This is a genomic window from Paenibacillus sp. J5C2022, assembly GCF_025567625.1.
Classification (GTDB): domain Bacteria; phylum Bacillota; class Bacilli; order Paenibacillales; family Paenibacillaceae; genus Pristimantibacillus.
Map to the genome: position 1 here is coordinate 14,899 of NZ_JAOQJC010000015.1, position 20,837 is coordinate 35,735.

16 protein-coding genes are annotated in these 20,837 nt (G+C 52.8%); 10 read left to right on the top strand and 6 right to left on the bottom strand.

Going from position 1 to position 20,837, the window contains the following annotated elements; translation table 11 throughout:
- The first annotated feature begins 66 nt into the window (after positions 1-66).
- Together M6D81_RS13955 and M6D81_RS13960 are read left to right on the top strand one after the other, a co-directional pair.
- Complete coding sequence (locus M6D81_RS13955; RefSeq protein WP_262677512.1) at positions 67-843, top strand: ABC transporter ATP-binding protein; 777 nt, start codon at positions 67-69, stop codon at positions 841-843.
- The gene (locus tag M6D81_RS13960; RefSeq protein ID WP_262677513.1) at positions 818-2,785 is read left to right on the top strand and encodes an ABC transporter permease; all 1,968 of its coding nucleotides are present in this window, start codon (positions 818-820) and stop codon (positions 2,783-2,785) included. Before M6D81_RS13955 ends, M6D81_RS13960 begins: the two co-directional genes overlap by 26 nt.
- 57 nt (positions 2,786-2,842) lie before the next feature.
- On the opposite strand, the gene M6D81_RS13965 is transcribed toward M6D81_RS13960, so the two are convergent.
- The 3 genes from M6D81_RS13965 to M6D81_RS13975 all read right to left on the bottom strand — a co-directional run bounded on the left by M6D81_RS13965 (position 2,843) and on the right by M6D81_RS13975 (position 6,329).
- A complete protein-coding gene (locus M6D81_RS13965; protein ID WP_262677514.1) occupies positions 2,843-4,444 on the bottom strand; it encodes an extracellular solute-binding protein in 1,602 nt (533 codons plus the stop codon).
- Between the two features lie 73 nt (positions 4,445-4,517).
- On the bottom strand, positions 4,518-5,396 hold the full coding sequence (locus tag M6D81_RS13970) for a carbohydrate ABC transporter permease (protein ID WP_262677515.1): 879 nt from the start codon (positions 5,394-5,396) through the stop codon (positions 4,518-4,520).
- Positions 5,397-5,420: 24 nt separating this feature from the next.
- Complete coding sequence (locus M6D81_RS13975) at positions 5,421-6,329, bottom strand: ABC transporter permease (protein WP_262677516.1); 909 nt, start codon at positions 6,327-6,329, stop codon at positions 5,421-5,423.
- Positions 6,330-6,518: 189 nt separating this feature from the next.
- Between M6D81_RS13975 and M6D81_RS13980 the strand changes: the two genes are divergently transcribed.
- Entirely contained in the window at positions 6,519-8,753 is a 2,235-nt protein-coding gene (locus M6D81_RS13980; RefSeq protein ID WP_262677517.1) for a helix-turn-helix domain-containing protein, read from the top strand.
- A gap of 9 nt (positions 8,754-8,762) precedes the next feature.
- On the opposite strand, the gene M6D81_RS13985 is transcribed toward M6D81_RS13980, so the two are convergent.
- Entirely contained in the window at positions 8,763-9,479 is a 717-nt protein-coding gene (locus M6D81_RS13985) for a metallophosphoesterase (RefSeq protein WP_262677518.1), read from the bottom strand.
- Between the two features lie 248 nt (positions 9,480-9,727).
- Here M6D81_RS13985 and M6D81_RS13990 point away from each other — a divergent pair, with 248 nt between their 5' ends.
- Complete coding sequence (locus M6D81_RS13990) at positions 9,728-10,324, top strand: hypothetical protein (RefSeq protein ID WP_262677519.1); 597 nt, start codon at positions 9,728-9,730, stop codon at positions 10,322-10,324.
- Positions 10,325-10,601: 277 nt separating this feature from the next.
- Here M6D81_RS13990 and M6D81_RS13995 read toward each other — a convergent pair whose 3' ends face one another.
- Entirely contained in the window at positions 10,602-11,789 is a 1,188-nt protein-coding gene (locus M6D81_RS13995) for a metallophosphoesterase (RefSeq protein WP_262677520.1), read from the bottom strand.
- Between the two features lie 209 nt (positions 11,790-11,998).
- Between M6D81_RS13995 and M6D81_RS14000 the strand changes: the two genes are divergently transcribed.
- From M6D81_RS14000 to sda, 4 genes are all read left to right on the top strand, one after another.
- The gene (locus tag M6D81_RS14000; protein WP_262677521.1) at positions 11,999-13,030 is read left to right on the top strand and encodes a DUF418 domain-containing protein; all 1,032 of its coding nucleotides are present in this window, start codon (positions 11,999-12,001) and stop codon (positions 13,028-13,030) included.
- Positions 13,031-13,116: 86 nt separating this feature from the next.
- On the top strand, positions 13,117-15,267 hold the full coding sequence (locus tag M6D81_RS14005; RefSeq protein ID WP_262677613.1) for a DNA topoisomerase III: 2,151 nt from the start codon (positions 13,117-13,119) through the stop codon (positions 15,265-15,267).
- Between the two features lie 911 nt (positions 15,268-16,178).
- Entirely contained in the window at positions 16,179-16,910 is a 732-nt protein-coding gene (locus tag M6D81_RS14010; protein ID WP_262677522.1) for a YheC/YheD family protein, read from the top strand.
- 397 nt (positions 16,911-17,307) lie between these two features.
- Positions 17,308-17,451 (top strand): sporulation histidine kinase inhibitor Sda, encoded by a 144-nt coding sequence (gene sda / locus M6D81_RS14015; protein ID WP_262677523.1) that lies wholly within the window; start codon positions 17,308-17,310, stop codon positions 17,449-17,451.
- A 405-nt stretch (positions 17,452-17,856) separates the two neighbouring features.
- Here the strand turns inward: sda and M6D81_RS14020 are convergent, their stop codons facing one another.
- Entirely contained in the window at positions 17,857-18,864 is a 1,008-nt protein-coding gene (locus M6D81_RS14020; protein WP_410795736.1) for an NAD(P)/FAD-dependent oxidoreductase, read from the bottom strand.
- A 394-nt stretch (positions 18,865-19,258) separates the two neighbouring features.
- On the opposite strand from M6D81_RS14020, the gene M6D81_RS14025 reads away from it, so the two are divergent.
- Both M6D81_RS14025 and M6D81_RS14030 read left to right on the top strand, forming a co-directional pair.
- Positions 19,259-20,452 (top strand): NAD(P)/FAD-dependent oxidoreductase, encoded by a 1,194-nt coding sequence (locus tag M6D81_RS14025; RefSeq protein WP_262677524.1) that lies wholly within the window; start codon positions 19,259-19,261, stop codon positions 20,450-20,452.
- Entirely contained in the window at positions 20,452-20,715 is a 264-nt protein-coding gene (locus tag M6D81_RS14030; protein ID WP_262677525.1) for a hypothetical protein, read from the top strand. The genes M6D81_RS14025 and M6D81_RS14030 overlap by 1 nt, the downstream gene beginning before the upstream one ends.
- The last annotated feature ends 122 nt before the right edge of the window (positions 20,716-20,837 follow it).

The following is a 20,837-nucleotide window of genomic DNA, read 5'->3' on the forward strand; positions in this document are numbered from 1 at the left end:
GCTTCCGTATATACTGATCCTATCACGAGAACGATATGACGAATGACTAGGGAGGATCAAGAAGCAATGAGTGTACTGAGAGCCCAAGGGCTAGGCAAAATATACAGCACGAAAGGCAATGTCACCTACAAAGCGCTGGAAGATATCGATCTGCAAGTGGAAGCGGGGGAGTTCGTAGGCGTCATGGGGCCGTCGGGCAGCGGCAAGACGACGCTGCTGAACCTGCTTGCGACAATCGACCGGCCGACGAGCGGAGAGCTGGAGATTAACGGGATCAATCCGACACGCCTCACGGACAACAAGCTGGCTCTATTCCGGCGGAGAGAGCTTGGCTTCGTCTTCCAGGACTTTAATCTGCTGGACACCTTGTCGATCAAGGAGAACATCATATTGCCGTTAGTCATGGAAGGGATGGCTCCAAGATCGATCGAACAACGGCTGAAGCCGATCGTGGAGCTTCTGCAAATCGCGCATATACTGGACAAGCGTACCTACGAGGTATCCGGCGGGCAGAAGCAGCGAGCCGCTATTGCCCGGGCAATTATTCATGAGCCTTCGCTGGTGCTTGCCGACGAGCTGACCGGCAATCTGGATTCCAAGGCGGCGAAGGACGTCATGGACGCCTTGAAGGATATGAACGAACGATTGAAGGCGACGATTCTGATGGTCACGCACGATCCGTTCTCGGCAAGCTATTGTCAGCGAATCGTGTTCATTAAGGACGGCAGATTTTTCTCGGAAATTCGCCGCGGAAGCAATCGACAGGCGTTCTTCCAGCAAATATTGGATGCGCTCAGCGTACTGGGAGGGAATTTCGATGACGTTCCGTTCTCTCGCGCTTAGCAGCATCAGGGGCAATTGGCGCGCATACAGCGCCTTCTTTCTCAGCAGCGTATTTTCGGTATGCATCTTCTACATGTATGCGGCGTTCAACTTTCATCCCGAAGTGGTGTACGGCGACATTGTGGGGGCGTCCAATGTGCAGGACGGCATGCAGTTTGCCTTGTATCTGATTATTATTTTCTCGTTCCTGTTTATTCTGTACGCCAACTCCGCCTTTCTGAAGACGCGGAAGCAGGAATTCGGGCTATACTCCCTGTTCGGGATGACGAGAACGCAGCTGCGAAAGCTGATCATGTATGAAAATCTGTTCATTGCGGTGTTCGCGATTACGGCAGGCATCGGCATCGGCATGCTCTTCAGCAAGCTGTTCTTCATGGCGATCGGAGCGTTGCTGGATTTAACGGAGACGATTCCATTCGCCGTTCCGCTGGAGGCATTGCTCACAACGGCAATCGGTTTTTTCGCCCTGTTCCTCGTCATCTCCGTATGGACAGTTATGCGCATGCGCCGTACTGAAATCATCGACCTGCTCAAGGCGGGCAAGCAGCCGAAAGGCGAGCTGCGTTATTCACCCATCCTTGTAGCAATTGGCGTGATCAGTCTCGGAGCGGGATATGCGATGGCTCTCATCATGGATGGCGCAACGTTCGGCTTGCTCGCGCTGCCGATACTGGCTACCGTAGTCGTCGGCACGTACTTCTTGTTCACGCAGCTCAGCATTCTGCTGCTGCGCTGGGCAGGCAAGCGCAAGAGCATGTATTACAAGCGGACCAATATGCTTACCTTCGCGCAGTTGGGATACAAGATTAAGGACAACGCCCGCATCCTGTTCGTCGTATCCATCATGAGCGCGGTTGTCATGACGGCGATGGGGACGATCTATATTTTCTCAGTGGATATGAAAAACTCGACGCGAGTGCTCTCTCCTTATACGATTGCTTATGTGGAGAAGGGGCTGCATACCCATGATGTGATCGATCCGAACGACATGCAGCGCATATTGAAGGAAGACGGGGTTACGGTCAACTATGAGACGAGAACCGTCGGCATTCCCTTGGAAGCGTTCGGCGTATATGCCGACGATCGCATATGGTTCGGCAGCGAGCCTGAGTTCGACACGACGTGGGACGGGATGATTATATCCAATACCGATTACAATGCAATGGCGCAGCAGCAAGGATTGAAATCGATTGAAGCGGAGCCGGGCAAGCTGATACTGATCCATGGCTACGTTCGCGACAACAGAGACGCCGCTTCCAAATCGGTACGAGGCCGTATCAATGGAGAAGCAGTAGAATACCCTATCTCCAGCATCGTGCAAGAAAATCTGATGAATACCTTCATCCAATCGGTCGGTACGACGTTCGTGATGGACGATCACACCTACGCGAACCTGATTGCCGGCGTTCCGGAAGAGGAGAGGCTGGTCTTCTACGGTTATGAATTGAACCAGTGGGAGAAGGCGGAGGCGACGGTAGCCAAGCTGCGTCAGCTTATACCGGAACCGTTCCAATCCGAAGCCGATATGACGCGGACGGAGCGATTCGCATCCAATAACCAGTCCATGGGGCTGACGCTGTTCATCGGCATGTTCATCAGCCTGCTGTTCTTCGTCGCCGCGGGCAGCATGATCTACTTCAAGCTGTTCACAGAGCTGCAGGAGGAGCGCGAGCAGTTCCGCAGCCTGTCGCGAATCGGCATTACGAGGGGAGAGATTCGCCGTATTATCGTCTCCCAGATCGCCATCGTATTTTTCATTCCATGCGCGGTAGGCATCAGTCACGCTCTGTTCGCCATGCAATCGCTGGACAACATGATGGAGATGTCGAACTGGACATATTCCTTCGTCGTCATCGGCATCTACATTGCGATGCAGCTCCTCTACTTCCTCATCGCAAGCAGGAGCTATATGAAGAGCGTGCTGCAGGAGCGGGCAACGTAACGAAAGAAAAGGCAGTCTGACGGAGCATGAGCCCGCCAGACTGCCTTTATTGCTTCGTTATTGCCATTCCCCTTGCAGGTTGCTGTCGGCAATCGCTTTGTTCACTTCATCGATCGCTTCCTGACCGCCTTTCGCCAGCCATTCTTCGACCATCTTGTCCCACTCGTCAATGGAGCGCTGACCGATAATCATTTTCGTCGTCTCATCCGTAATATACTTCTTCAATTCCGTCTTCTTCTCCATATAGTTAGGAGCGATAATGCGGCCGGACGGATCGATGTACCATTTCGTCGATTTCAGCATGTCCGTCATCATCCGATTGAAGTCCTTGCCTTCCTGGGTAGGAGACAGCTCGATGAATTCTTCGAGGTCGACGTCGTTCTCAGCCCAGCTGAAGTCCAGAATATAGGCGGCCGGAGCGGTCATGGAGCGCTTCTCCGGATTTTTCGATGCGAGGCCGTCCACCATCGTGTAGCCTTCGCCTTCACCGCCCATTTTCCAATCGAAAAATTCGTTTTGCGGATTTTGCTCGTTAAGCGGCACGCTGCCGCGCATGTAGTCGATCATTTCCAAAATTTTCGCGACTTTCTCCGGCTGATCCTTCAGCTTGGAGGAGACGAGGTACATCCGGTACCAGCCGGAGCCCATCTTCAAGCCTTCGCTGCCGTCAGGAGCCTTGAACGGAGGTACGGGAGCGACTACCGCTTCCGGAGCGTTCGCCATCAGTGTCGGAGGGTAGATGCCGTTCGCAGATTGTACGCCCGGCTGCTCGTACCAGATGCCGACCTTGCCCGCGTTGAACTCTTTGAAGACGTCTTTATATGTTGTGACCGCCCAGTCTTTGCTGATGGCGCCTTCCTTGCTCAGATCGATCAGGAACTGGATTTTCTCCTTGTTCGCCTCAGAGATCATGCCCGGAATGTACTGACCGTCCTCATTTTTGTGGTACCAGGCATCATTATGATAGTAAGCGCCGTTCTGCGGATCGTAATAGATGTTCTTCGCAAGGCCCAGTCCAAGCGTATCGTCCTTGCCGTTGCCGTCCGGATCTTGCTTGGCGAATGCGATGGCGACCTGCTTCAATTCCTCGTAGTTGGTCGGCATATCAAGGCCCAGCTTGTCCAGCCAGTCCTGACGGATGACCATCTTCTTGCCGCCCTTGGCGGAGAAGTATGTCGGAACGCCGTACATATGACCATCGACGGTCAAGGAATCCCTTACGAACGGAGGAACGATTTTCATCGTCTCATAATCGTCGAGCAGCTCCTCCAGCGGCAAGAAAGCACCGTCCTTCGCCCACTTCACATAGTTGGAATTGACTTCCTCCATGCCAATGACATCGGGCAGATCGCCGGACGCCATCTTGACGGCCAGTTTCTCTTCATAGGTGTCCCAAGGAATGTACTGCGGTTGGAAGTCGACGTTGAATTTTTCGTTTATTTTTGCAACCGCGTCGCTCTTCGGCTCCGGAACCGGGCTTTCCCATGTGCCTTCGAACCATGTAATCGTCTGTTTCTTGTCCGCTTGGTTGTCGGACGCGTTGCTGCCTGTGGAACCGGATGTGCCCGGGGATGCGTCATTGCCGCCGGAGCAAGCGACGAGACCGGCTGTCATGGATACGGCAAGCAGGGCAGTAAGCCATTTTTTGTTGTTTTTCAAGATAGATGTCCTCCCTTTATCACTATAATTGTTTGACCGCCTTTCATTCAATAGCAAAACATGCCGACAAGCGTTATTCCTTCACTGATCCCAGCATCACCCCTTTCGCAAAGTGCTTCTGCAGAAACGGATAGACGATCAGAATAGGAATGGTGGCGATAAGCACCGCTGCCATGCCGATCGTCTCCGCCGGAGGCGGGTTCTGTCCGAGCGCCATCTGGGCGCCGTCCGACAGAGATGAGGCTTGATCCAATATGACGATCTGGCGGAGCACAACCTGCACGGTCCATTTGGCGGGATCGGAAATATAGATCAGCGCGTTGAAGTAAGTGTTCCAGTTCGTGACGGCATAGAACAGGCCGAATGCCGCGAGAGCCGGCTTGGACAACGGCACGATGATGCGGCCGAATATTTGCAGATCGTTCGCTCCGTCTATGACGGAGGCTTCCGTCAGATCCTTCGGGATGCTGAGGAAAAATTGGCGCATGACGATCAGGTTGAACGAGTTGATCGCCGTTGGAATAATTAGCGCCCAGTACGTATCCAGAATTTGAGTCTCTCTGACGACCATGTAGGTCGGAATGATGCCCGCCCCGAACACGAAGGTGAACAAGACCATGAACAGAAAGACGCGTTGGCCGGTAATGTTCCGCGTAAGGGAGTAGGCCATCATCGTCGTCAGCAGCAAGCTGAGCAGCGTTCCGACCACCGTCACAAAAATCGTTACCAGTATGGAGCGAAAAAATGTTTTCGTGCTTAGTATGAACGTATAGGCATCGGTCACCCATCGCTCCGGAAAGAGGAGCAGGTCTTTCGTGACGAATTCGTCATAAGACGTGAATGAGACGATGACCATGTAGTAGAACGGGAACAGCATGCCTAGCGTGATGAATAAAAGTAGTACGATGTTGACGCCGCCCAGCAGTCTGTCCATAGGCGTGTGAATGTTCATTGTCGTTTTTTCCCCCTGTCTGCTTTAGAATACGCCTTCTTCACCGAAGCGCTTGGCCAGCCGGTTGGCTCCTACGATGAGCACTAGGCCGACTAACGATTTGAATAGGCCGACCGCTGTCGCGAAGCTGAAGTCGGATTGCTCGATTCCTTTGAAGTACACATACGTATCCAGCACATTCCCGACATCCATATTAAGCGGATTAAGCATCAAGAAGATCTGTTCGAAGCCGACATCCAGGACGCTGCCCAGACGCAGAATCAGGAGAATGACGATCGTGCTGCGAATGGCCGGCAGCGTAATATGCCAGATCTGCTTCCATCTGTTCGCGCCATCGACGACAGCAGCCTCGTACAGGCTGGGATTGACGCCTGCGAGCGCCGCCAGGAAGATGATCGTGCCCCAGCCGGATTCCTTCCAGATGACCTCCAGTACGATTAGCGGCATGAACCACGAGGAGTCCTGGAGGAATGGAATCGCTTCCATACCGAATAACGCGCCAAGCAGCTGATTGACGATGCCGTCGGATTTCAGGAAGGTCGTGACGATCCCGATTACGACTACCCATGACAGGAAGTGCGGCAAGTACACGATGGACTGCACGATATTTTTGAATACCTTGTTGCGCACCTCGTTCAGCATGACCGCAAGCACGATGGATACGGGAAAGGCGAACAGAATTTGCAGGAAAGACAGGTAGAGCGTGTTCCATATGACGCGAACGACTTCCTGATCTTCGAATATTTTGGCAAAGTGCTTGAATCCGACCCATTCGCTATGCCAGAACCCGCGGAAGGCGCTGAAGTCCTGAAAGGCAATGATATTGCCGGCCATAGGAAGGTATCGGTACACAAGAAAGTATAGAAGCCCCGGTAGCAGGAGCAGGAACAGGTAGCGTTCTCTCCACAGCCGCATTCCAATTCTTTTATTCATACATTCCTCTCCTCTTGTCTGTTGTGCTGGTGTTGCAAGCTTATGGGCCTATAGTATAAGATAGTAACCTGCATGAAAATAATCGGTATTGCGATTTGTTAGCGTTTTCAAGGGTTTTTCGCAATTTTGCGCATCATTCGAAAATATGACTAGAGCCGAAATAAAGCGGATAAAAGGGAGGTTTGCGGCATGAAGCAGCGATTGGGAAAGGCGATCGGCAACAGGCGATTAATGCTTCGACTGTTTATGAATTTCATGGCGGTCATTGTGTTGTTCGTCGGCTTCAGCCTGGCTTCGCTCTGGATGTTCAAAAAAAGCGTGCACGAGGAAATCGTGAAATACAACTATGCCAACTTGAACGTGACGACCCGAAGCTTCGAGCAATATTTTCAGACGCTGACCAGCGTGCTTATGGACTTGCAATTGAACAACGAAGCGTTCAGGAAATTTACGGAGTCCACTAAGCTGGATTATGTCATGGCGGCTAAGCTAATCGAGACGTTCAATGCGACCACCAACAATGCGCAATTGTATTTACAGGATCTTATTCTGTATGACAAAGAGCTGAGCTTTGCACTGGACAAGGTCAGAGGCAGCGGCGCAGAGGCGATGTTCAGCAAGCACCATATCAACGTGGAGCACTCTCCCGGTTATTGGCTGGAGCAGTTGGAGCAGCCTTTCGCCATCAAGCTGCATCCCGTGACCAGCTTCGCCGAGTCTCACGCGGACAAGGGAACCGACGTGTTCCCGTTCATGGTGAAGAACAGGTGGAGCTCGGAATACTTTATTCTCGCTCTGATCGATACGGACAGACTGATTGGGCAGTTGCACCAGTCCATCAACAAGAACCTGTATATACTGGATGAGCAGGGGAATGCCCTGCTGGCGTACGACTCCAATCCCTCCGGTCAACTGCCCAGTCTCGACTTCGAGCGGAATTGGATAAAGAGCGGCGATAATTATTACTTCTATAAGAAAGGCTCGGCGACAGGCTTGACCTATGTGAACGTCGTTCCGGATACGAGCGTCTCCCAGCCGGTCGAACGGCTGATCATACTGCTTGTCGTTCTTCTCGTGCTGGCTACTGCGATCGGCATTATCGCTTCGATCTACTTCAGCGTGAGGTACAGCAATCCCGTGCGCAAAATCGTGGAGACTATTCGGAAAGAGACTGCTCATTCGCATGACGGGAGAGGCAACGAGTTCGAGCTGATTCAACGGAATATTAGCCGCATGATGCAAGTGAACCGGGATGCGCTGCAGGACCTGGAGGAGAAGAGCGATCAGCTGCGCTACTATTCGTTCATGAACAACTTGAAGCGGATCCGCGACAACTTGCCTTATGTGCATGGGGATGAGGAGGTTGGCCGCCCATACCGGTTCGTGCTCTTCGAGCTGAAATTCCGTCAAGGCTTCCAGGAGGAGCTTCATAAGGATGCCAGCTATTATATTCGGGAGTATATTCATCAAGCGATTCGCACGACGGATATGGAGACGCTGATCTTCCAGATCGAAGGGGATCAGATATTGGCCGTCGTATACGGCAATGAACCGGAGGAGAAAGTGATGGAGCCGCTGCAGCCGATCTGCAGCGTGCTGGCGGAAGACCGGACGTACTGCTTCTTCACCATTGCTGTCGGTTCGCTCTTCGAGCAGGCCGACGAAATGAAAGATGCCTATCGCGAGGTGCAGCAATTGTCGCGGCACCGTCCATTCGACGATGAGACGCGAATTGTCGGACCGGGAGGGGAACCGGATATGCCATTCCTCCCATACGGCTCGATCGAGCAGGAAATTGACGTGAACTTACACGAAGGCAACGATGCGCATGTCATCCAATCGTTGAAGCGGCTTACCGTACAAATGGCGAAGAAATACAGCAGAGCCCACTTCCACGAATTCGCGAAGGAAGTTACGGCCAAGGTGTTCCGAAAGCTGCATGCCCAGCATTTGGATACGGTATGCGTAAGCGGCCTGCCGGAGGTCATCGGCCATATTCATACCGTTGAAGAGCTTCATGATTACTTCGATACACTGCTGAGCGAGGCGGGCAGGCTTATTCGCTTGAAGAAGGAAGAGCATGACCCGATCGTATACTTCGTATCCGATTATATGGAGGAGCATTTCAAGGAGGAGATCTCCCTGGAGGGGGTGGCGGAGAAGTTGAATATTACCGGGGGATACCTGTCGACGTACTTCAAGGAGAAGACGGGCATTAACTTCGTCGATTACGTGAATGAATTCCGGGTGAAGAAGGCGATGGATATGCTGCTCAAGGCCGATCTTCGCATTCAGGACATTGCCCAGGAGGCAGGCTATCTGTCGCTCAGCTCCTTCAATCGCGCCTTCAAGAAATTCTCCGGCGTTACGCCAAGCGAATACCGGCGCAACAATCTGAACGCCGGCGCGACCGACTCCGCATAGCGTGAGGAGTCAGTCTTCCCATCTCGACCAGTCCAATGCTTCCACTCTGAAGTCGCTGCAGCGATAGCGGGTATGCGTTGCGCAGGAGTAGGCAAGCCGGTTGGTCAGATCCAGCAGGGTAAGCCGGTAGAAGTGCTTGGCGCCCGTATCGATGCCGATTCGCCGATGATCCCGCCACAGACGTCCGGCCACTTCGCCTAGCTTGAAGGTGGGCGTATGGCCGAATACGATCCGGCGCGAAGCTGTGCCATCCTCCTCACTGTCCATCTGTCTGGCGAAGCTGTCTTCAGGGTAACGATAGAAGGCTTCCCTAATCTCGGTCAGATCCTTCTCCGACTGCTTCGCAAGCGGTACTCCGGGACGAATGCCGGCATGGACGAACAAGTATTGCCGCTGGGCAATATGCAGCGGGAGTGACTTGATCCATTCGGCATAGTCTGTGCGCTTGTCCGAACCCTTCCCGGCGCTTGCCAGCGCCAGCAGTTTAAGCTCGTGGTTGCCGGGGATGGCTAACGCCCCGGCGGCGGTCTGCTCGCGCATGATATCGAGAATATCCCATGTGGCGGTCTTCTGTACATCGATGTAATCGCCAAGCAGCACTAATTGGTCCATGAAGGGATCGTAGGCGGCTTCCTGAAGCAGCCGGAGGTAGCCTTCCCGGTGGCCGTGAATATCCGATATGACCAGAAGTCTGGACGATATGTTGTTGTTAGCCGGTAATGTCATGACAATCGACAACCTTTCTTCCTTTTGCACACATCTATTAGTATGACCTTCCTGAAGGCGATGCAAAAAGTTGATCTTGTACAATATATCGCCGTTTCTAGCAAATGGAGACGGCTGTCGTCATCCCTTCACATACGCATAGCGTAATGCGATTTAAGCTAATTTTTACCTTTCGCTCAGGGAGGGTTAAGCTAATTGGCCTAGACTAACTATCGTACCACCAAATAAATGAGAGGCGGTAGATAGTCATGATGAAGAAAAATGCAGTGAAGGCAGCAGCGGCTTGCGCGCTTGCGCTTGCACTGACAATCGGAGTGGGCGCGCAATGGAACGGATATGGAAATGTGGCGAATGCTGCAGAGAAGGAAGGAAGCGATCAGGCGGCCAGCGTCAATCCGGCTAATCCGCAGGCGGGTACGAAGGAAGATGGGGGCAAGCTCCAGCATCATCCTGGGAAGCACGGAAAGCATGGAGTGATGATGGGCGGCAAGATGAACGTGATGATGGACGGAGTAGCGGAGGCGCTGGGCATGACGCATGAAGAGCTGCGGACATCCTTAAGAGATGGCAAGACCATTGCATCGCTGGCGGAGGAAAAGGGCGTCGATCTGGAGATGATCGTGGAGGCGCATATAAGCAAGATTGAAGCCAAGCTTCAGGAAGCGGTAGAAGCGGGCAAGCTGACGGAGGAGGATATGCAGCAAAAGCTTGAGGGCGCAAGAGAACATGTCCAAAAGCTCGTGAACGGGGAGCTTCCTCTTCGAGCCGGCGGCAAGCACGGTATGAAGCGAGACTGTACAGACGGACAGGATGGACAAGCTTCCACGGATGAAGCGGCAGCTTAAGGGATGACAAGGACGCCGCAAGGCGTCCTTTCTTGTCAACCCAAAATTGAATTTTAAGTTAGGCAGGAAATTGTGCGTATCGCGGGCTGCAGGCGATGTGACCTCGGTTGGAGATAGGGAAGTATGCGAATGGCTGGCTGTAGGCGATGTGACCTCGGTTGGAAGTAGCAAAGTGTGCGAAAGGACGCCGCAAGGCGTCCTTTCCTGTGTCTTCGGGACGCCACAGCTCCTCGCCGACTGCTGCCATAACACTGTACACAGCTGCCCCGTGCTGAAACTAATTTTCTTTCACCAGCCTATCGCTCCCGTCAAACACTACATCGATCTGCAGCACTTCGGAACGGCTGCCGATACGCATCGGCGGGCCCCAGAAACCGAAGCCCGACGAGACGATAGCGTGGAGACCGCCAATCTGCTTATACCCCCAGTCCAGCAGGAACATGCGGCGCGTAATCCAATGGTTCGGAGCCATCTGTCCACGGTGCGTATGCCCTGACAAGCTGATATCGATGCCGTTCGCCGCGGCTTCCTCCAGACTGGAGGGCTGATGATCCATCAAAATAAGAGGCAAGCTGGCGTCAAACGGCTGCACGAGATCTTCCAGGGTGGCCCTTCCCGCTCCGCGACCGTCCTGCTGCCTGCCCATCCCCGCTGCAGCCTTGTCCTTGCGGCCAATGACGATGAAGCTGTCGTCGATCACTTCGGCTTCATCCATAAGCACGCGAATGCCGATCGCATCCATCTCCGTCACGAATTCCGGCACCTTTCCTCCGATATATTCATGGTTGCCCGTTACAGCGAACACGCCGAGCGGAGCATGAAGCCTTCCCAGCACTTCGGACATTCTCTTCTCCACATAGGGTTCCAGTTCATCGTCCAGAATATCTCCAGCGAGCAAAATAATGTCGGCCTCTATGTCATCGATCACCTTGAGCAACCGCTTCAAATGAGTCTTGCCGATGACTGTGCCCAGATGAAGATCGGATGCCATCGCGATTCGAAGTCCCGTTCGGGCCCCGGCATTCTTGTTCACCGTCACCTGATACTTGCGTATGACGGGATGCCATGCGTTCCAAGCGCCACGGAGCATAATAAGGATTAGCAGCGAAGCTGTAATGCCGCCTACCGTCGTCATATATACGGAATCAGGAGCGCCCGCCCACCGGAGAAGAAGAGCGGCGACGTTCGCGGCCGGGAGCAGAAGGATGGCGTATTGGAAGAAGCCGAACCAGTAAGCGCCCATGTACTTGACTGGCTGTGCAATGAAGCGCAAGCGCGTAGACTGTCCCATGCGCCCGATGATGTAACCGAACGCTAGCACGCCGATGACGATTCCATAGGGGAGAGGGGCCTTCCAGCCGGTTGTATGGGACAGGAACAGCCAGACGTTCCATCCGATATAGAAGGTTAATGCGCCGTACACGATGAGAATACCGGCAAGCATTGCAGCGAAGCGTCGTCTCATGGATTACATGTCTCCTTTACTGCTTAAATTAAAAGTACAGAAACGATCATACCATATTTTCCTTATCTTACGCATGAGAGGACACACTCTCCGAACACTCTTACGAATGTGTCATGTTGAATGTAAGAAAGTTCGATGGTTGAAGTTTGCTCATTTCGCTATAATGTCAAAGTCAACATGAATAATCTTTGTTGCAACTGGAGGGTGTTATGGGAAGCAATTCATTAAATCATAGGTTGGATGTGCTGGATTATTTGCGAGGTTTTGCGATGATCGGCATATTGTTTGTGAACGTTATTTTACTGCTGGACATCGGTATGCCTGAAGCGGACACGCCGGGAGAGATGTATCAGAAATTCCTCTATTTGTTCGTAGAAGCAAGGTTTTTCAGTATATTCTCCTTCCTGTTCGGCGTAGGCTTTTACCTTTTCATATCCCGAGCGAATGCCAAAGGGAATAACGGCTACCTGTTATTTTTGATACGAGTGGGGTTATTGTTCTTATTTGGTCTTGCGCACGTATTTTTCAATTCCGGAGAGGCATTGATGCCGTATGCGGTGTTCGGCGCTTTGCTGCTGCCGCTATACAAGGCAAGGAGAGAGTTCAAGCTGGCGGCCGGACTGCTTATTACTGCGGTATGCGCTATTACGGGACAGAAGCTTCTGTTGGTGCCGGGCTTCATGCTGCTGGGCATGGCTGCAGGGGAATATCGCGTCTTTGAGGATATCGGGCGGAAGCGCAAGGGTTGGGCCGTATTTACGCTTATTATGCTGCTGCTTGGGGCCGCAGGCCTGTACTATCAATACTCATTGGCGCCTGGGCAACCGTTCTCGTATATGGTCGTAGAAGGCGTTGACGATCCCATGGTGATTAAGGCAAGTCAATTCATTCAAGCGGGACTGCTTGTTACTCCCGTCGTGACGGGAGTTTATATCGGTGCCTTCGTCATGCTTATGGGCAGCCCGGTGTTCAGGCGCCTGCTAAGTCCGCTTCGCGATTACGGAAGAATGGCGCTTACGAATTACATCGGCCAGACATTTCTTGTTCTGCTTGCGGGACAACTGTTCGGCTATTCCGGCAGTATCGGATTAATGGAGTCGTTATGGCTTGTTCTTGTCATTCATGGCTTACAAGTGACGGCTAGCGTCGTCTGGTTACGATTGTTCGCGATGGGCCCGCTTGAGTGGTTATGGAGAGCGGGAACATACCGGAAGCTTCCGCAGCTGCGGAAGCAGCGCTAGTTCAGAATGATGCTGCCGGCATTGCGCACGCATGGCTCATATGGTATTGTCTCCATAACGACAGTGGGATTGGAGCGAGAAGACATATGAAGTCATTGGTATTGGCGGAGAAGCCAAGCGTCGCCAAGGAAATTGCGAGAGTGCTGGGCTGCAAGGGGAAGAACAAGAGCTACATCGAGGGGCCCCAATATGTGGTGACCTGGGCGCTCGGGCATCTCGTCGAACTGGCGGAGCCGGAGGATTACGACAAGAAATACCGGACGTGGAACCTGGAGGACTTGCCCCTGCTCCCCGAGAAGATGAATATTAAAATGATGAAGGAGACGTCGCATCAATTCAAATCGATCGCTTCGCTGTGCAAGCGAAACGATATCGGGGAATTGATTATCGCGACGGATGCCGGAAGGGAAGGGGAGCTGGTTGCCCGCTGGATTATGGAGCTGGTGCACTGGCGCAAGCCGTTCAAGCGACTGTGGATATCCTCCCAGACGGACAAGGCGATCAAGGATGGCTTCAACAGCTTGAAGCCGGGCAAGGATTACAATCATCTGTATGCGTCGGCCGTATGCCGCGCCGAGGCGGATTGGCTGATCGGCCTGAACATGACTCGGGCGTTGACGTGCAAATATAACGCCCAGTTGGCGGCCGGCCGGGTTCAGACGCCTACGCTGGGAATGATGATGGACCGCGAGCGGGAGATCGAGGACTTCAAGTCCAAGCCCTATTGGACGGTATCGGCGAGCTTCGGCAGCTTCTCCGGACAGTGGCGCTCCGGTGACGGTCAGGAAGCCAGACTGTGGAGCAAGGAGGAAGCGGATGCCGTAGCCGCTCGAGTGAACAAGGCCGCATTGGCGAAGGTGGAACGACTGAAGACAACCCAGCGCTCGGAGCCGCATCCGCATGCGTACGATCTGACGGAGCTGCAGCGGGATGCGAACAAGCGTCTCGGCTTCTCGGCGAAGCAGACGTCCAACGTGCTGCAGAGATTATACGAACAGCATAAGCTGGTGACATATCCGCGTACGGATTCCAGGTATTTGTCAAGCGATATGGCGCCGACGTTGAAGGGGCGGCTGGAGAGCGTCGCGGTCGGTCCTTATGCGTCGCTGGCGCGAAAGGCGCTGCGCAAGCCGCTTGCCATCACGAAGCGGATCGTCGACGACAACAAGGTCAGCGACCATCACGCAATCATTCCGACAGAGCAATACGTACAATTGAATGCGCTCGGCAATGACGAGAGAAGATTGTACGATCTGATCGTGCGCCGCTTCATAGCGCTGTTCTACGAGCCGTATCGTTATGACGAGACGAGTGTCGTGCTGGCTGTCGCCAGCGACCGCTTCTACGCCAAGGGCAAGATTGAGAAGGATGCCGGATGGAAGGAACTGTATGGCAGCAACTACACGGATGACGACGAGGATGAAGACGATGACCGCGGCGGCCGCGAGGAGCGGCAGCAGGCGCAGTTGCTTCCCGCGATGACGCAAGGTGGCGGAATTCCGCTCAAGGGAGCGTCCGTGAAGGAGCTGCGGACATTGCCGCCGGCTCGGTATACGGAAGCGACGCTGCTGTCCAGGATGGAGAAGCACAGTCTTGGCACTCCCGCGACTCGGGCCGACATTATTGAGAAGCTGCTGTCAACCGATACGATTGAGCGGACACGGAATCAGCTCGTGCCGACGGGCAAGGGCAAGCAGCTGATCGAGCTTGTCGTCGACGAGCTGCGCAGTCCGGAATTGACCGCGAAGTGGGAGAATGAGCTGGAGCGGATCTCCAAGGGGAAGGGCGATGCCAAGTCGTTCATGCGCGGTATTCGCGGGCAAGCGGAGAAGTGGGTGGCGGAAGTGAAGCGGGAGACGAAGGAGTACAAGCCGCATAACTTGACGCATTCGAAATGCCCGGATTGCGGAAAGCCGCTGATGGAGGTTAACAGCAAGCGGGGCAAATCCCTTGTCTGCTCCGACCGGGAGTGCAGTTATCGTCGTGCGGCGGAGCCAGTGAAGCTGAACAAGCGCTGTCCGCAGTGTCATAAGAAGATGGATCTGCGGGACGGCAAGGCGGGCAAGTTCGCGCAATGCAAGCCGTGCAATGTTATCGAGATGCTGGAGGATAAGAACAGCGCTCGTATGAATAAGCGCGAACAGCATAAGCTGGTTCAGAAGTACAGCGACAACGCGCCTCTGACGAACAGTCTGGCCGACAAGCTGAAAGCGGCGCTCGAGAATAAGGGCGATTAATTCGGCTTTTGCCTGACATTCATATGCAAGTGTGGCCGAAGCTCGGCCGCAAGCCGGACCCGTTCGGCTTGCGGACTGGGCTTTTTTTAATGATGGGGGCCCGTGTGCGAGCCGAATTAGTGTATGAATCCTACATTGGAGCGCCGAAAAGTGGTGTGCGAGCCGAATTAGTGTATGAATCCTACATTGGAGCGCCGAAAAGTGGTGTGCGAGCCGAATTAGTGTATGAATCCTACACTGGAGCGTCGAAAAGTGGTGTGCGAGCCGAAATAGTGTATGAATCCTACATTGGAGCGCTGAAAAGTGGTGTGCGAGCCGAATTAGTGTATGAATCCTACATTGGAGCGCCGAAAAGTGGTGTGCGAGCCGAATTAGTGTATGAATCCTACACTGGAGCGCCGAAAAGTGGTGTGCGAGCCGAATTCGTGTATGAATCCTACATTGGAGCGCCGAAAAGTGGTGTGCGAGCCGAATTAGTGTATGAATCCTACACTGGAGCGCCGAAAAGTGGTGTGCGAGCCGAATTAGTGTATGAATCCTACATTGGAGCGCCGAAAAGTGGTGTGCAAGCCGAATTAGTGTATGAATCCTACACTGGAGCGCCGAAAAGTGGTGTGCAAGCCGAATTAGTGTATGAATCCTACACTGGAGTGCCGAAAAGTGGTGTGCGAGCCGAATTAGTGTATGAATCCTCATATATCAAGTGTATAAGTTCCGGGTTCCCCCGGAAAGTACCAGTGCAAGCTTCGATGCAAAGCCCCACTTTGTGGGGTTATTCAGCATCCCGGGGAGGAAGGCTGCCGGCATTAAGCAGTAGTCCCTCCCTGACAATCATCCAAGCTTCGCGACTCCTTCCGCCATATATTGTATAGATAGGTTGTACACTATGGCGGCAGGAAGGAGCATACGCAATGAAGGTGTTGCAAGGATTGCAAGGTCTATTGCAAGGAGGCTACCAGCTTCATAAAGCGCCCCCCAACCATGGAGGGCGACAGCTTGCCAGCAAATGGGCGAAGACGGAAGCGCTGATGTCCCATCCCGGCATCGTGCCGCACATTCCTCCAACGAGGCGCTATTCGCCGGATCAGCTCAGAAGCATGCTGGACGTTCATGGCATGGTCGTCATCAAGCCGATCGTCGGCTCGGGAGGGAGCGGGGTCATCAAGGTAACGCGCACAGCACAGGGATATGCCTATACATTGAGAGATCAAACGAATCGCTTTGCAAGCTTCGAAGCACTTGCAGCGGCATTGAAGGGGAAGACGGGCCGAAGAAATTATTTGATTCAGAAAGGAATCGCATTGGCAACGGTGAACGGAAGACCGATCGATTATCGGGTGAAATATGTGAAGACGAACGGAAGGTGGGAATACCGCTCGTTAGTAGGGCGTATTGCGAGACGCGGCTTGTTCGTGACGAATCTGTGCCAGGGCGGTGACATGGTGCTGGCGGGCGAGGGAATTCGCGCATCATTCGGGCCGGCCCATGTGAAGGCGAAGAAGCACAAGCTGAGAGAGCTAACCGTAATGTGCACAAGAGTGCTGGAGCAGCGTTTCCCTGGCGTGACTCATCTTGGCTTCGATTATGGCATCGACAAGCAGGGCAGAGTGTGGATATTCGAAGTTAATACGAGGCCGCAATAGCGTCATAGCCAGGCCAGCTAGTATATAAGCATCGATTGGGACGCCGAAAGCAGCTGCCAGGGAGGTAGTAGGGAGTGAAGGCATCGGTTGGAGCGCCGGAAGTAGCTGCGTAAGCACCTGCATGGTGGACGCGGTTTCTTAACGCCGTTAAAATATTCCATTAATAGTTTTCTATCAATCTATTAAAGTTTTTTATAGATAAAAGCACTTGATATGATGTGGATAAGTCTGTCCACAATATCCACCGCGCTATTCCTTATCATTCGACTGCTATGCACAAGTCATTCACAGACTATCCACATTTTGGTGTGAATAAGAGGTGAGTTGTCCCCCTATTATGAGCCATGCTACGATAAGAACAGGCCGTTAAGGGAATAATAGGAAAGGGGGAGAAGGGATGGATCAGCTCTCTGACAAGCTTCTGATTGATACGTATTATGCTGCGATCGAATACAAACTGGAGGCCGAATTTATTCGCATGCTTGCATTCGAGATGAAACGCAGAGGACTGGAAGCCAAGGATCAAAGGCATTCTGCCTGAAGGACTACCAACAAGCCGTCTTATCTTGTAGCAGTGCAGCTATAGCAGCTACAATCGCCATAAGGCGATTGCAACCTCATGGTACTCTCCGCAGACTTTGCAGCAAAAGAGATGACGACATATTTGCTCAGAGTCATCAGTTGCAGATCGCATGGACGAACCAGCCTCCAGAGCAGGTTCATATGGAGAATACGGACCTACCCAATCCGCAACTCTCCCGCAATCCGCGACTTCTTCACCACAGACGGAACAATTCTCCTGAACCGTTCTTAATCCATTGCATATAGGACAAAACATAAGGGTATCCTCCTTGGAGCACCAGTCTGACGGACAAGACCGGCAACGAATGAGCCAAGAATAGGATACCCTTTTATTGTATAAACGATGAGCCATGCCTATCCTAATTTACAGCTTCATGTTGCTGCTGTGACCGGGGGACAGCTTGGCGCTTGGATCAATGTATACTTTCGCATTGTTGATTGCCGTAGGCGCTTCGCCGAATCCGACCGCTATGAGCTTCAGCTTGCCGGGATAGGTGGTAATGTCGCCTGCCGCGAAAATGCCGGGGATACTGGTCTGCATCCTCGTATCGACTACGATGGAATTGCTGTCGATCTGGATGCCCCACTCCGCAATCGGCCCCAGCGAGGAGACGAAGCCGAAGTTGACGATGACATCATCCACTTCGATGATCTCGGCTTCACCGGATTTCACATCGGTTATCGTCACTTTCTCGATCCTGCCGTCTACACCATGAAGCGCCGTAATCTCCTTCGGCGTCATTACTTGAACGCGTGATTGCATCAGGTTCTCTACACTATGCTCGTGTGCGCGGAACTTGTCGCGGCGATGCACAAGCTTGACGCTGGCGGCGATCGGCTCCAACATAAGCGACCAGTCTACGGCGGAATCACCGCCACCGCTAATCAAGACATGCTTGTCTTTGAACCGTTGCAGATCGCCTACGAAATAATGAAGGTTGGTCTTCTCGAACGATTCCGCTTCCGGCATCGTCAATTTTCTCGGCGAGAACGCGCCGACGCCAGCCGTAATGATGACAGCTTTGGCATGATGCGTTCTTTTGTCGGTTATGACCTCGAACAGCCGCTCGTCGCGTTTAACGACGTTGACGACTTTTTCCTCCAGGCAAACCTCCGGATTGAATAGTCCGATTTGCTCCTTTAGCCGGTCAACCAGCTCCTGAGCCGTTACTTTCGGGAACCCGGCGACATCATATATATACTTCTCAGGATACAGAGCGGCAAGCTGCCCGCCTAACTGAGGCATGCTTTCAATGATTTTGACAGACGCCTGCCGCATTCCTCCGTAGAATGCCGCGAACATTCCGGCCGGTCCTCCGCCAATTATAATGATATCTGCAATATTGTTGTCCAATAATTCTGAGTTTGGCAAATACAGCACCTCCATCTCGATTGATAATATCTGGGTACGCTATCCATTATAAGCTTTCGCATCGCGAGAGGGAAATCTTTTATTGTGCACAATGCTGAACATTTTCGTACATTTTACTCTTGAACTTTTTTAGAAAAGTCTGTAATATGTCTGTTGTATATGAAAAACCTCTATGGGGGCTTTACGAAGATATGCGACCGCTGCTCCAAAGTTGTCGATAATTGTCATTGATCGGCGAAGCGCAGTCTTGATAAGTTTTGTTTTTTGAACACAAGCTATGAAAAACATTATTTTTTGATTGGGTTTGTGTAATTTTTCACAATCTTAAGCGGCATGTTTCAAAGTGATTCGTGCTGATGAGGAAAAGAATATAAGGAATGGATGGGATCTCACAATGAGCAACATACCGAAAATTGTTATTCTCGGTGCAGGTTACGGCGGAGTGTTGACGGCTCTTCGTCTGCAGAAAGAACTGAACTATAATGAAGCGGATGTAACGCTGGTCAACAAGCATGACTACCATTACATTACGACTCATCTTCATATGCCTGCTGCCGGTACAGACAATCCTGAGAATGCGCGCGTCAGCATCTCCAAGCTGATCGACGAGTTCAAGATCGACTTCGTCAAATCGACAGTCGTTCAAATTCGTCCGCAAGACAAGAAGGTAATTCTGGAGGATGGCACACTGTCCTACGATTACCTCGTCATCGGACTTGGCGGCGAGCCTGAAACCTTCGGCATCCCTGGTCTGGGCGAGCACGCTATGAACATTCGCAGCATTAACTCCGTTCGCTTGATTCGCGAGCATATTGAATATCAATTCGCACGCTACAAGCGCGAGCCTCATCGTACCGACTACCTGACATTCGTCGTAGGCGGCGCTGGCTTCACAGGCATCGAGTTCATTGGCGAACTGGCTGACCGCATCCCTGAGCTGTGCAAGCAGTTCGACGTAGATCCGTCGCTGGTGAAAATCTACAATGTCGAAGCCGCTCCTACAGCATTGCCGGGCTTCGATCCTGAGCTTGTAGAGTACGGTATGAACGTCCTTAGAAATAAAGGCGTAACGTTCCGCATTGGCACAGCGATCAAGGAGTGCACGCCTGAAGGCGTAGTGGTGGGCGAAGGCGAAGAGATCAAGTCGGCTACCGTCATTTGGACGGGCGGCATTCGCGGCAATCGTCTGATCGAGGAAGCGGGCTTCGAGACGATGCGCGGACGTGTGAAGGTCGATGAATTCCTTCGCGCGCCTGACAACGACAACATCTATGTCGTAGGCGACAACTCGCTGATGTTCAATCCTGAAGGCCGTCCATATCCGCCTACTGCTCAGATCGCCATGCAGCAAGGCGTCGTATGCGCGCATAATCTGGTCGCATCTATTCGCAACCAGTCGCTGAAGAAATTCGAGTTCTCCAATAAAGGCACTGTGGCTTCCCTGGGCAAAGGCGAAGCGATCGGTATCGCTTTCGGCAAGAAGTACAAAGGCCGCGTAGCCGCTTGGTTGAAGAAATTGATCGATATGCGTTACCTGTTCATTATCGGCGGTATTCCGCTCGTTCTGCGCAAAGGTAAATTCCTGTAATGCGACACTGCAGCGTTCAAGTCCGGGGGCTGCTTACGAGAGACGAGCTGGATCGTTACAATGCCTTGATGGAGGTTGGCTCCTATCTGGAGTCTCAGCTCCGTCACGACTTGGCATACACGGTGCAGAAGGAGATTGACCTGCTGATTCAGCCTGCGATCGAGCGCCTGAAGGATAAGGGGCGTGCCAGAGACAAGGCTACCCAGGAGTATTTGGAAGCGAAGCGTCTGGAAGCCGGGCAGGATGGCGAGGACGACGAGTAACGTGTTCCCGTTAACAACGTCGGGGCAATGGCATAAGCCGTTGCTTCGGCGTTTTTTTTGCATGAGATCTGGCCGAGCCCAGCTGTCGGCGAGAACGCTTAAACAACAAGTGCCGCAGCTGA